We start from the raw sequence: 13,296 nt of genomic DNA, 5'->3' as shown, positions 1-13,296 counted from the left end.
CATGAGCAGCGAGCTTCCGGCCCCTGCCTATCAGCCGCGCCCGGCCGCCGCTCAGCCCCATCAGGAGTTCCACGCGGCCCCGGAAGAAAGCTTTGTCGCGCCGCGCGCTCCTGGTACGCCGACGCCTCAGGCCGCGGCCCGTTTGCAGGCTGCTGTCGGCAACCAGCCGCGCTCCGCGCCGCTGCGTGCGGAGCAGGCCCCGGCTCCGACCCAGGCGCAACTGCAGCAACATCAGATGCAGCAACGCCAGATGCAACAGCAACAGCAACAGCAGCAGCAAATGCAGCAGCAGCAGCAACAGCAGCAAATGCAGCAGCGCCCGGCACCCCAACCGGCGCCTGAAAAACCCCGGTTTGGCATCAATTCGCTGATCGGGCGCATGACCGGCCACACTGAGCCTCAGGTCAAACAGCCCGCCCCTGCGCCGGCTCCCCGGGCACAGCAGGTGATGCGCCAGCAGCCCCAGGTGCAGGTCTACGACGAGGATCAGGATCCCAACCCGGAGCAGGAGCGGATCGAAATTCCGGCTTTCCTGCGCCGCCAGGCCAACTGATAGCGTCACTTTTACGAAAATTGAGGACCGGGTTTTCCCGGTCCTTTTTCTTTTGTGGCAAAGGCTTAGCATCGGACCCTTGTCAGGGTGGCGGGTTTTGGCCGACCGGAATCGCGGATGTTTCACTCCGTTACAAAGATTGAGTTGTGATTAACCTCGCAAAGATTTACCTCAGGGTCAGCCAGCGGTGTAAGTCGTTGGGGTGAAATAAATTTGGGCGTGTCTGTGCAATCTACGGTAAAATCTTCTGTTCGCTTTGACGGCGTTGGCCTGCATTCCGGTGCAGCGGTGCGCATGGTGGTGAAACCCGCCGGCGCCAACAGTGGTATCTGTTTTGAACGCATTGACCTGCCCAAAGGCGAAAATGTTATTCCGGCACGCTGGGACCTGGCGGTTCATGTGCCGCTCTGCACCCGTCTGCGCAACGCCTCTGGCGCTGAAATCTCTACCATCGAACATATCATGGCTGCGCTGTCCGGCTGTGGCATCCAGAACGCCTGGATCGAGATTGACGGCCCCGAAGTTCCGATCATGGATGGCAGCTCTGCCGGGTTTGTCGAAGCGCTGATCGATGCCGGGCTGCACCATGACCCTGCCACGCTGCGCGCGATTAAAGTGCTGCGGCCGGTGGAAGTCTCTGAGGGCGAGGCCTATGCCCGTCTCAGCCCCGCCGACAATCTGGAAATCGATTTCAGCATCGAGTTTGCCGACGCCGCGATCGGCGCGCAAGACAAGCTGCTGAACATGGCCAATGGCGCCTTTGTGCGCGAACTCTCGTCCAGCCGTACCTTCTGCCGCAAAGCGGACGTGGACAATATGCATGCCCGTGGCCTGGCCCTTGGCGGCACGATGGAAAACGCCGTTGTGGTGGATGGCCAGGACGTGCTGTCTCCGGGCGGGCTTCGGTTTGCTGATGAACCTGTGCGCCACAAGATGCTGGATGCGCTGGGGGATCTGGCGCTGGTGGGGGCACCGCTTCTGGCCCGTTATACTGGCAATCGCGCCGGCCATTCCCTGACCAACAAACTGCTGCGCGCCCTGTTTGCACAGCCTGACAGTTTTGTCTGGGTCAATGTCGATGCCGCCACCGCGCGCCGTCTGCCCGGTGTTGGTGTCAAAGCCGGCGACGTGCCGCAACACGCCTGAACCGCTTGCACATCCCCATTTTCTGCCTATCTTCGATATCCGCAGCAAAGACGTTTTGCAGCGGATTTTTCTGTGTTACGACAACAGCAAGACCGGCTTTCGGCCGGAGCAGAGCAGGCACAAAGGCCGGCATAAGCACAAGAGGGTAGGGCAGTTGATGATCCGCGCAAAAGTAGCGACAAGAAACTTTGCATTGCTCGCAGGCCTGAGCCTGCTGGCCGCCTGCGGTGGCATCGCCGCCAATCCCGATCTGGAAGGCTATTCCGCCGAAGAAATCTACAAACGCGCCGAATATGAAGTCACCTCCAGTGATTTTGACGAGGCTGCGAAATATTTCGCGGAAGTGGAACGGCTCTACCCCTATTCCGACTGGGCCAAACGCGCGCTGGTGATGCAGGCCTTCGCCTATCACCGCGACCGGGACTATGAAAGCGCCCGCTCTGCGGCGCAACGCTTTATCGACCTCTACCCGGCAGACGAAGACGCCGCTTATGCGCAATATCTGCTGGCGCTGACCTATTATGACCAGATCGATGATGTGGGCCGTGATCAGGGCCTCGCCTTCCAGGCACTGCAGGCGCTGCGGGTGGTGATCGAGAAATATCCCGACAGCGAATACGCCACCACATCGGTGCTGAAATTTGACCTGGCGTTCAACCACCTGGCTGCCAAGGAAATGGAAGTCGGCCGCTATTACCTCAAGCGCAATAATTTTGCCGCCGCCGCCAACCGCTTCCGGGTGGTGGTCGAGGATTACCAGACCACCAGCCTGACCGCCGAAGCGCTCTATCGTCTGGTGGAAAGCTACCTGGCGCTGGGGCTGGTTGACGAAGCCAGATCCGCGGGCGCGATCCTTGGTTTCAACTTCAAATCTACGGTCTGGTATGAGGACGGCTATGCGCTGCTCACCGGCGCCGGTCTGGATGACAAAGTCGCCGGCGACAACTGGCTTTCGGCGGTTTACCGCCAGATGATCCGCGGCGAATGGCTGTAATCAGAACCACAATGGAATTGCCGCCATGTTAAGAGGTCTCGACATCCGCGATATGCTGATCATTGACCGGCTGGAACTGTCGTTTCAGCCGGGTCTCAATGTTCTGACCGGGGAAACCGGTGCCGGCAAATCGATCCTGCTCGACAGTCTTGGTTTTGTGCTGGGCTGGCGCGGCCGCGCCGAACTGGTGCGCGCGGGTGCTGCGCGCGGTGAAGTCACCGCCTGTTTTGACCTGACGCCCGACCATCCCGCCCAGCGGGTGCTGGAAGAGGCCGGGTTTGAGCCCTGCGAGGAGCTGATCCTGCGCCGGGTGAACAGCAAAGACGGTCGCAAATCGGCCTGGATCAACGACCGGCGCTGTTCCGGGGATGTGCTGCGGGCGCTGTCAGAAACGCTGGTGGAACTGCACGGGCAGAATGATGACCGCGGTCTTCTGAACCCGCGCGGCCACCGGCTGCTGCTGGATGATTTTGCCGGCGTGTCCAAAGAAATCGCAAAGAGCCGCAGCTGCTGGGCCGCCCTGGCCACGTCACAGAAAGCGCTTGATATCGCGCGTGCGGCGCTGGACGAAGTGCGGGCGGAAGAAGAGTTTCTGCGCCACGCAGTTGAGGAGTTGGACCAGCTGGCCCCGGAACCCGGCGAAGAGGCGACACTGGACACGGAACGCCGCCGCATGCAGGCCTCCGAACGCATTGCCGGTGACCTGGACAAAGCAGCACAATCGCTGTCCTGGGACGGGGCCGAAGGCATGCTCAGCACCGCGCAGCGCTGGCTGGAAAGTGTGGCTGACAATGCAGAAGGGCGTCTCACCGCGCCATTGGAAGCGCTGTCGCGCGCGATCAGTGAGCTGGATGAGGCGGCCCAGGGGGTGGAGCGCTGCCGCGAAGATATGCGCTTTGATGCTTCTGAGCTGGAAGACTGCGAAGAGCGGCTGTTTGCCATTCGCGGCATGGCGCGCAAACACGCGGTGCAGCCCGATGAGCTGGCCACCTTTGCCGACGGGCTGCGGGCGCGGCTTGAGCGGCTGGACCACGGTGCTCAGGACCTGCAGTTGCTGGACAGCGAAGTCACCGCCGCCCAGCTGGCCTATGCCGCTGCCGCCGACGCACTGACCACAAAACGCCGCAAATCGGCGCAAAGACTTGACCGGGCGATGGCGCAGGAGCTGAAGCCGCTGAAAATGGAACGGGCTCTGTTTGAAACCGTGGTCACAAGGTCCGCAGCGGGACCAGAGGGCCAGGACGCCGTGGCCTTCACCGTCGCCACCAACCCCGGCGCGCCGGCGGGGCCGCTGAACAAAATCGCTTCCGGCGGCGAACTGTCGCGTTTCCTGCTGGCGCTGAAAGTCTGCCTCAGCAAAGAGACCCAGGGCGTCACGATGATTTTTGACGAGATCGACCGAGGTGTCGGTGGTGCCACTGCAGATGCGGTCGGGCGTCGCCTTGCGGAGCTGGCCCGCGGCACCCAGGTGCTGGTGGTGACCCATTCGCCCCAGGTGGCGGCGCTTGGCGATCATCACTGGCGGGTGGAAAAACGGGTGAAAGCCGGCATGACCACCTCGACCGTTGTGCCGCTGCCGGAGCAGGCGCGCATGGACGAGATCGCCCGTATGCTGGCCGGCGATACCATCACAGAGGAAGCCCGCGCCGCCGCCCGCGCCCTGCTGAACGGGTAGGGCCTCCCGGCCCCGGGGGCACTGTGCGGGACGAGTGCATGCCTGGCGGGAATATGTCTCATTTCGCGCCCGCCGGGCTGGCCGCTGCAAAACAGAAAAAGACCCGCGCCAGAGCGTACGCCTGCTGCAAAGGTTGCGTCGCGCGGGGCTGCGGATCCGGGACTGTATGGCAACGGCGGCAACGGCGACGGACGGCATGGCAATCTGCCGCAGGGCAGGCTCCCGCCGCATGCAGCCCGGCCCGCCAAAACCGGACCTGAGATTTTTCGCAGTGGCTGTCGCAGTGGCTGTCGCTGTCGCGGGCGGAGGTTCAGCCAGCATCCCGTTCGCGATACAGTTTGCCCGGGTTCAGAATGCCCTTTGGGTCCAGCGCCTTTTTGATCTGCCCCATCACATCCCAGCCGGCGCCATGTTCCGCCTCCATATAGCCGGTTTTGCCCATGCCAATGCCGTGTTCGCCGGTGATGGTGCCGCCGAGGCGCAGCGCCCGTTCCGCCATCCGCCCGGCCAGCGCTTTGGCCACCTGCAGCGTTTCTGGCCGCTCCGGGTCAATGAGCAGGATGGCGTGGAAGTTGCCGTCGCCCACATGGCCCAGGATCGGCCCGTTCAGGTCTGAGGCGGCAATGTCGCGCTGGGTCTCTTCCACCGCCTGGGCCAGGTTTGAGATTGGCACGCAGATGTCGGTGACCAGCGCGCTGGCGCCTTTTTGCAGTGCGAGGCAGGCGTAATAGGCATTGTGGCGCATTGCCCAGAGCGCGCTGCGTTCCTCGGTTTTCACTGCCCATTTGAAATCGGCGCCGTTGAAGTCCGCCACGATGTCACCAAAACGCTGCGATTGCTCTGCCACCGCCTGATCTGAGCCGTGAAACTCCACCATCAGATGCGGTTTTTCCGGCAGCTCCACCCCGGCCCACGCGTTAAACGCCCGCGTCGTAGCCGCGTCGACAAACTCAATGCGCGCCATCGGAATGCCGCTCTGAATGGTGGTGATCACCGCGTTCACCGCGTCCTCAAGCGCATCAAAACTGCAGGTCGCCGCCGCCTCGGCTTCGGGCTGGCCATGCAGTTTTAGAGTCAGTTCCGTGATCAGCCCCAGGGTGCCTTCTGCGCCCAGCATCAGCCGTGTCAGGTCCAGCCCGGCGGCGGATTTGGCAGCGCGGCTGCCGGTGCGGATGATGCGCCCGTCGGCCAGCACCACTTCCAGCGCTTTCACATTTTCCGCCATGCTGCCGTAACGCACTGTGGTGGTGCCCGAGGCCCGCGTTGAGGCCATGCCGCCAAGCGAGGCATTGGCGCCGGGATCAACCGGGAAAAACAACCCGGTGGCGCGCAGCTCTTCATTCAGAGCCTGACGCAGAATGCCGGGCTGCACCACCACATCCATATCTTCCGCATGTACCGCCAGCACCTGATCCATGTCCCGAAAATCCAGCATCACACCGCCGTGGCGCGCCAGCGCATTGCCCTCAAGCGAGGTGCCGGCGCCCCAGGCCACCACAGGGCAGCCATGACGGTGGCAGATCTGCAGGATGTCGCTGACCTGCTGGGTGTTTTGCGGCCAGGTCACCGCCTCGGGCGGGCAGGGGGCAAAATAAGTCTCGCTTTGGGCATGCGCATCGCGGTCAGAATGGGCCACGCTGAAGCGCAGGCCGGGCAATTGTGACAGTTCTTCCAGCGCCGCGGTGATATGCATATTAACTAATCCCTTGTAATGTGACAGAAACACTACGCCAGCTTTCCCGCCCGGGAAAGTGCATGATATCAAACGTGTGGAAGAAACGACCGCTATGACCGGCAAAAAACGCGCGCTTTTATCCCGTTACCGGGGCGACGCAAAGAAATCTGTGCACGACAGCTGGCGGGTGTTGAAACATCGCGGTCCCGGCCAGCTGCAGTTCTGGCTGATCGCGCTGGTGATTGGCATCTCGGCCGGTTTTGCCGCGCTGCTTTTCCGCAAAGGAATCAACGCACTTCAGGCCTGGGCCTATGGCACTGACGATCTGAACCGGCTGCATACGTTTGCCGGCACGCTGCCCTGGTATGTGCTGCTGCTCATTCCGGTGCTGGGCGGGCTCACTGTGGGGGTGATCCTGAACTGGTTCACGCCGGACGGGCGGGTGCGCTCGGTGGCCGATGTGATTGAGGCGGCGGCACTGCACAAGGGCCAGGTTGAACACCGCGCCGGGCTGGCCTCGGCGCTGGCTTCGCTAATCACGCTCTCCACCGGAGGCTCTACCGGGCGCGAAGGGCCGGTGGTGCATCTGGCCGCAGTAATATCAAGCTGGATTTCGCGCCGCATCAAAGCCGACAATATCACAGGTCGCGATCTGCTGGCCTGCGCGGTCGCCGCAGCGGTTTCGGCCAGTTTTAACGCTCCGATCGCGGGCGCCGTGTTTGCGCTGGAAGTGGTGCTGCGCCATTTTGCCATCAACGCCTTTGCGCCGATCGTGATTGCCGCCGCCGCCGGCACGGTGATCAACCGGCTTGAATTTGGCGATGTGACGGAATTCACCCTGATGGGCGACGGTGGCCTGTCTTATTACGCGGAATTGCCGGCGTTTCTGCTGCTGGGCCTCGTCTGTGGCGTGGTGGCGGTGATCCTGATGCGCTCGATCCTGATTTCGGATGACATCGGCAGCTGGGTGCAGAAAAAGATCCACCTGCCGCCGGTGCTGCGTCCGGCACTGGCCGGGCTGATGCTCGGCGGTATTGCCATTGCTTACCCCCATATCATCGGCATCGGCTATGAAACCGTGTCCGCCGCGCTGACCGGTCAGCTGCTGCTGTGGAACGTGATTATCTTTACCGTGGTCAAAGTGATCGCCGTGTCGGTCACGATGGCCGGGCGCATGGGCGGCGGGGTGTTTTCCCCGGCGCTGATGGTCGGAGCGCTGACCGGGCTGGGGTTTGGGCTTATCGCCACCGGCATTTTCCCTGATGTTTCGGGCTCAGAAACGCTTTATGCGCTGGCGGGTATGGGCGCGGTGGCCGCCGCCGTGCTGGGGGCGCCAATTTCCACCACGCTGATTGTATTTGAGCTTACCGGCGACTGGCAGACCGGGCTGGCGGTGATGGTGGCGGTTTCCACTTCAACCGCGCTGGCCAGTCACTGGGTCCACCGCTCGTTTTTCCTCACCCAGCTGGTGCGGCGCGGCATCCATATCGCCGATGGCCCGCAGACCTGGCTGCTCTCCTCCAGCAAGGTTCAGGCCGCGATGCTGGATCTGGACCAGACGCGTGCGCCCCGGCGCGAGGCCTGTGAGCTGCTGATCGCCCAGGGCGTTCAGATTGCCGACACCGACTCGCTGGAACAGGCGATGGCGATGTTTGAGGCTGACGCTGCACCTGAATTCATCCCGGTGCTGCGCTGTGATGAGGAAGGCGCTGCGCCGCAGCTGTGCGGTGTGCTCTTTGAGGTCGACGCGCTGCGCTATTATGCCCGCGCCCTGTCCAAAACTGCCGCCGAAGAACATTCCTGAGCACGGCGGCACCGACAACCTTGGCGCAAACTATGTCCTCAGCCAAGGCGGGTACAGTCGACACATGGGGTTTTTGGCCCGGCACCGCCGGGCCGCGCCTGACCTTCCCCCCGGGAAGGCGCTTCACGCCTCCCCAAGGTCAGGCGCTGCTGGGTATTGGCATGTTCGGCCGGGCTCAAATGGAGGGCGCGGCCCGGCGGTGCCGGGCCAAAGGTATCTCAGGTCTCAACAGTACCCACCATTGCTGGCCACTATGATTTGCGGACAGCCCGATACAAAAAGACCTGTCCGCAGACAGGTCGCTGTTTTTGGCAGGCGTCTTGGGAGGTGTGGTCGAGGTCGCCAAGAGCGGCCCCTACTGAGACCTTCGGCTCAGATCTGCTCCACCGCCGCTTTTTGCGGGTAAAACGCCAGCAGCCCGGCGATGTCTTCCAGTCCTTCTTTCGGGCTGTCATAGCTCCAGGCCGCGTCTTTAATCAGCTGCGATTTGGTCTGAATCGAGAAAAACCGCGCGTCCCCCTTAAACGGGCAGTGCGAGCGCGTCTCACTGTCATCCAGAAACGCTGTCGCCACGTCTTCGCGCGGGAAATAAATCACCGGCGGGAAATCGCCTTCAATCAGCTCCACCGCGCGGTTACTTTCGCCCAGAACGGCACCGCCGGCGCGGATCACCCATGTGCCCCCGGCTTTGCGGATTTTGATATGATCGTTCATGCGAACCCCCTGAAAACGTGTAGGCGCTCACCATAACAGGGAATACCTGTTTGTGACATGTCACAATGCCGCAGTGACGTCGCGCAACCAGTCCAGCGCCGGTTTGCTCAGCGCCGGGGCGATCTTGTCAAACACGTCCGCATGATAGCTGTCCAGCCAGCGGCGCTCATCCGCCGACAGCAGTTCCAGATCAATCAGACGGCGGTCAATCGGCACCCAGGTCAGGGTCTCAAATGCCAGCATTGCGCGGCCGTCCCCGCCCGGAATATCGGTCGCGTTCTGAGTCACGATCAGGTTTTCGATGCGGATGCCAAAGGCGCCCTCGCGGTAATATCCCGGCTCATTTGACAGGATCATGCCGGCCCTCAGCGGTACGTTATTGCGGCGACTGATCGCCTGGGGCCCTTCATGCACCCCGAGATAAGCGCCTACGCCATGGCCGGTGCCATGGTCATAATCCTGCCCGGCCAGCCACAGAGGCATGCGCGCCAGAGCGTCCAGGTCGCGCCCGGTAACGCCCGTTGGAAACCGCACCCTTGAGATGGCAATCATGCCCTGTAACACCCGGGTGAAACACATTTTTGCTTCGGCCTGAACCTCGCCCACCGCGATGGTGCGGGTGATGTCGGTGGTGCCGTCCTGATACTGACCGCCACTGTCCACCAGCAGCAACTCCCCCGGGCTGATCACCCGGTTGCTGTTTTTGTTCACCCGGTAATGCACGATGGCGCCATTGGGCCCGGAGCCGCATATGGTCTCAAAACTGATGTCACGCAGCAGACCGGTGTTGCGGCGGAACCCTTCCAGCGCTGTCACCACGTCGATCTCGGTCAGCCGTCCTTTGGGCGCCTCCACGTCGAGCCAGGCCAGAAATTCGCACATCGCGGCCCCGTCGCGCAGATGGGCGGCACGGGAGCCGGAGATCTCGGTCTCATTCTTCTGCGCCTTGGGCAGGGCACAGATGTCGGGCGCGTATTCGATCGGCACACTGGTGGCTTCCAGAATCTGGCTCACCGCCCAGGGCGCGGAATTGCGGTCCACCCGCACCGGACCATCCAGCCCGGCCAGCGCTTCGCCAAAGGCGTCGCGTTCAAAACAGGTGATGCCCGGGCCCAGTGTTGGTGCCATCGCCATCAGATCCGGCGTATCGGAATAAAGCGCCACCCGGCCGTCGTCATGCAACAGCGCAAAGGCCTGCACCACCGGGGTGCGGGCGATGTCTTCGCCGCGGATGTTCAGCAGCCAGCAGATCGAGGCCGGCTGGCTCAGCACCGCAGTGCTGTGGCCGTCTTCGCGCAGCTGCGCCGCCAGCCGCGAGCGTTTCAGCGACGAGGCTTCGCCCGACTGTTCCAGCGGATGCAGTGTCACTGCGCCCGCAGGCGCGTCGGGCCGGTCGGTCCAGATCACGTCAATCAGATTGGGCGAAGGCACCAGCACAATGCCAGCCTCCGCCAATGCTTCGATTTCATGGAACGTGTGCAGCCAGGGATCAAAGGCCAGCCGTCCGCCGGTCGGCATGCTTTCAGCAAGCCACGGTCCGGGCATATTTTCCGGCCAGTCCACCGGCGTGTAACATGCCGCCACCTGTTCTTTGACCTGCACCCGGTAACGCCCGTCGACAAAAACGCCGGCAATGTCCGGCAGCACCACTGCAAATCCGGCAGAGCCGGTAAAGCCGGTAAGCCAGGCCAGCCGGTTGTCGCGCGGGGCTACGTCTTCGCCCTGATGGGCATCGGCGCGTGGCACCAGCAGCGCCTGCACGTCGATACGCGCCATCAAATCGCGCAATTCTTCCAGCCGCGGCGGCCCGTCTTCAGGGTGGGTGGTGACCTCAAAACTTTGAAACATGTTGCTGTCTCCTCGCCGGTTGCCTGTGATTCATCCGGATTTTCCGGTTATCTTTTATGCCCCATTGCCCGGGCCCGCGCCCGCGCATCCGATTCAAACAATGCCGCCAGCTGTTCGGTCATCGCACCCGCCAGCTGCTCCACATCGGTGATGGTCACCGCGCGGTCGTAGTAGCGCGTCACATCATGGCCGATGCCGATCGCCAGCAACTCGACCTGACGGCGTCTTTCCACCATCGCGATCACATCGCGCAGATGTTTTTCCAGGTAATTGGCCGGGTTCACCGACAGGGTGCTGTCATCCACCGGCGCACCATCGGAAATCACCATCAGGATCTTGCGGGCCTCGGGCCGCGCCACGGACCGGCGGTGCGCCCATTCCAGCGCCTCCCCGTCGATGTTTTCCTTCAGCAGACCCTCTTTCATCATCAGGCCCAGATTGTTCCGGGTGCGGCGCATCGGTGCATCCGCCGCCTTATAGATGATGTGGCGCAGATCATTGAGGCGACCCGGCTGCTGTGCGCGCCCGTCTTTCAGCCATTTTTCCCGCGACTGTCCGCCCTTCCAGGCCCGCGTGGTAAACCCAAGCACCTCGACCTTGACCTGACACCGCTCCAGCGTACGCGCCAGCACATCGGCACAGATCGCCGCGATTGAAATTGGCCGGCCGCGCATAGAGCCCGAATTGTCGATCAGCAAAGTCACCACCGTGTCCTGAAACTCGGTGTCCTTTTCCATCTTGAAGCTCAGAGGCGTGGTCGGGTTGGCCACCACACGTGCCAGACGGCCGGCGTCCAGGATGCCTTCTTCCAGATCGAATTCCCAGCTGCGGCTCTGCTGCGCCTGAAGCCGGCGCTGCAACTTATTGGCCAGCCGGCTGACGGCGCCTTTCAGCGGCTCAAGCTGCTGGTCCAGATAGGCGCGCAGACGCTCAAGCTCGGCCGGATCGGCCAGGTCCTCGGCGCGGATTTCCTCGTCGAACGCGCTGGCAAAAATCTTATAGTCCGGATCGGCGTCAGACACCGGCTGCGGCGCCGGCGGCTCCAGCGGCGCTTCCCCGTCGGGCATTTCGGTCTCTTCCGACATCTCGTCGTCCGCCAGCTCATCCATGCTGACCTGCGCCTCGGAGGCGTCCTGAGTCTGCTCCTGGCTCTGCTCCGGGCTGGCGTCCTCGTTTTCCTGATCGTCGTCTTCTTCCGAGCCGGTGCTGTCCTGATCCTGGTCGTCGTCAGACTCGCTGTCCTGCTCGTCCTCCGGATCTTCCATATCAGGATCATCGCCAAGCTGGTCGCCATAGCCCAGATCCTGGATCACCTGACGTGTCAGCTTGGCAAAGCCTTTCTGGTCCGCCAGCAGCGCATCAATATTGGCCAGGGTGTCGCCGGCTTTGCCTTCGATAAATTCGCGCCACAGCCCCATCACATTGTCGGCGCCTTCAGGCAGATCGCGCCCGGTCGCCAGATGGCGCAGCAGCAGCCCCGCCGCCACCGGCAAGGGTGCCTCACCGCGCTCTTTGATGCCGGACCAGCCTTTGCGCATCGCTTCATTTTCGATCTTGGCGTCGATATTGCCGGCAGTGCCGGGCATGTCACGGGCGCCCACCGCTTCACAGCGCGCGCTCTCCATCGCTTCATAGATGTCGCGCGCCATCTGGCCCTGGGGCAGATAGCGGTTGTGGGTGGGATTGTCGTGATACTTGCGCTGCAGCGCAAAAGAATCCGCGGTGCCACGCGCCAGCAACACTTCATGGCGGGTCATGCGACGGCTGACCTGGGGCAGCCGTACCGAGTCGGCGGTCATGCCCGGAGGGTCCACCGAATAGGTGACACCCAGATCGGGATCATCCGCCATGACCTTGGTGGCCTGGGCCAGGGCCTTCTTGAACGGATCCGCAGGGTTGTTGTTTTTATTCACAGACATAGTCTAACGCCCATCGTGCCGGAAAAGCCAGACGCGCGGCAAAGAAGACCGCGCCCGGGTCACCGGAGTGTTCCAGAATAACCGGCCCGGCAGCAATTGCAGGCCCGGTTCCACAGGTGTGGCGGTCCGCGTGCGGGACCGGGAGCCGGTTTAAGCCAGGCTCATACTGACGGCGGATTCCGGCAGCTCCTGGTCAAAACAGCGCTGATAGAACTCGGCAACGGTCTGGCGTTCCAGCTCATCACATTTGTTCAGGAAGGTCAGGCGGAACGCATAACCCACATCACGGAAAATGGCGGCGTTTTCGGCCCAGGTGATCACGGTACGCGGCGACATCACAGTGGACAGGTCGCCGGACATGAACGCGGTCCGGGTCAGATCGGCCACGGTGACCATCTGGCTCACAGTCTTGCGGCCGGCCTCATTGTTGTAATGGGGCGCCTTGGACAGCACGATCATGGTTTCGGCGTCATGGGACAGATAATTCAGTGTCGCCACCAGCGACCAGCGGTCCATCTGGGCCTGGTTGATCTGCTGGGTGCCGTGATAGAGCCCGGTGGTATCGCCCAGACCGACAGTGTTGGCGGTGGCGAACAGACGGAAAGACGGGTGCGGCGTGATCACTTCATTCTGGTCCAGCAGCGTCAGCTTACCGTCGGCTTCCAGCACCCGCTGAATCACAAACATCACATCAGCACGGCCGGCGTCATATTCGTCAAAGACGATGGCACAGGGGTTGCGCAGCGCCCAGGGCAGAATGCCTTCCTGGAACTCGGTGACCTGCATGCCGTCGCGCAGTTTGATCGCGTCTTTGCCGATCAGATCAATGCGGCTGATGTGGCTGTCCAGATTGACACGCACTGTGGGCCAGTTCAGCCGGGCCGCAACCTGTTCGATATGGGTTGATTTACCTGTGCCGTGATAGCCCTGCACCATGACGCGGCGGTTGTGGGTGAAACCAGCCAGAA

Annotated in this window: 9 protein-coding genes and 1 pseudogene; 5 read left to right on the top strand and 5 right to left on the bottom strand. The window is 62.4% G+C overall.

Going from position 1 to position 13,296, the window contains the following annotated elements:
* The 4 genes and pseudogenes from DWA01_RS23190 to recN all read left to right on the top strand — a co-directional run.
* Nucleotides 1-553 (top strand): annotated as a pseudogene (locus DWA01_RS23190) (cell division protein FtsZ); the annotation flags it as partial.
* Between the two features lie 225 nt (nucleotides 554-778).
* A complete protein-coding gene (gene lpxC, locus DWA01_RS19335; RefSeq protein ID WP_114287451.1) occupies nucleotides 779-1,699 on the top strand; it encodes a UDP-3-O-acyl-N-acetylglucosamine deacetylase in 921 nt (306 codons plus the stop codon).
* A gap of 157 nt (nucleotides 1,700-1,856) precedes the next feature.
* On the top strand, nucleotides 1,857-2,693 hold the full coding sequence (locus tag DWA01_RS19330; protein ID WP_114287450.1) for an outer membrane protein assembly factor BamD: 837 nt from the start codon (nucleotides 1,857-1,859) through the stop codon (nucleotides 2,691-2,693).
* Nucleotides 2,694-2,718: 25 nt separating this feature from the next.
* On the top strand, nucleotides 2,719-4,368 hold the full coding sequence (gene recN / locus DWA01_RS19325) for a DNA repair protein RecN (protein ID WP_114287447.1): 1,650 nt from the start codon (nucleotides 2,719-2,721) through the stop codon (nucleotides 4,366-4,368).
* Nucleotides 4,369-4,678: 310 nt separating this feature from the next.
* On the opposite strand, the gene DWA01_RS19320 is transcribed toward recN, so the two are convergent.
* Complete coding sequence (locus tag DWA01_RS19320) at nucleotides 4,679-6,061, bottom strand: FAD-binding oxidoreductase (protein WP_114287446.1); 1,383 nt, start codon at nucleotides 6,059-6,061, stop codon at nucleotides 4,679-4,681.
* 94 nt (nucleotides 6,062-6,155) lie between these two features.
* Here DWA01_RS19320 and DWA01_RS19315 point away from each other — a divergent pair, with 94 nt between their 5' ends.
* Nucleotides 6,156-7,847 (top strand): chloride channel protein, encoded by a 1,692-nt coding sequence (locus tag DWA01_RS19315; protein ID WP_114287449.1) that lies wholly within the window; start codon nucleotides 6,156-6,158, stop codon nucleotides 7,845-7,847.
* 372 nt (nucleotides 7,848-8,219) lie between these two features.
* Here the strand turns inward: DWA01_RS19315 and DWA01_RS19310 are convergent, their stop codons facing one another.
* From DWA01_RS19310 to DWA01_RS19295, 4 genes are all read right to left on the bottom strand, one after another.
* Nucleotides 8,220-8,561 (bottom strand): DUF427 domain-containing protein, encoded by a 342-nt coding sequence (locus tag DWA01_RS19310; protein ID WP_114287445.1) that lies wholly within the window; start codon nucleotides 8,559-8,561, stop codon nucleotides 8,220-8,222.
* Nucleotides 8,562-8,621: 60 nt separating this feature from the next.
* Nucleotides 8,622-10,409 (bottom strand): aminopeptidase P family protein, encoded by a 1,788-nt coding sequence (locus tag DWA01_RS19305; protein WP_114287444.1) that lies wholly within the window; start codon nucleotides 10,407-10,409, stop codon nucleotides 8,622-8,624.
* 47 nt (nucleotides 10,410-10,456) lie between these two features.
* Complete coding sequence (cobT, locus tag DWA01_RS19300) at nucleotides 10,457-12,328, bottom strand: cobaltochelatase subunit CobT (protein ID WP_114287443.1); 1,872 nt, start codon at nucleotides 12,326-12,328, stop codon at nucleotides 10,457-10,459.
* Between the two features lie 150 nt (nucleotides 12,329-12,478).
* On the bottom strand, nucleotides 12,479-13,296 hold an 818-nt coding region (locus tag DWA01_RS19295), incomplete at its 5' end, for an AAA family ATPase (protein WP_114287442.1).

It is taken from the genome of Candidatus Halocynthiibacter alkanivorans, from assembly GCF_003333265.1.
In the GTDB taxonomy this organism is placed as follows: Bacteria; Pseudomonadota; Alphaproteobacteria; order Rhodobacterales; family Rhodobacteraceae; genus Halocyntiibacter_A; species Halocyntiibacter_A alkanivorans.
This window is presented reverse-complemented; position numbering and strand designations above follow the sequence as displayed.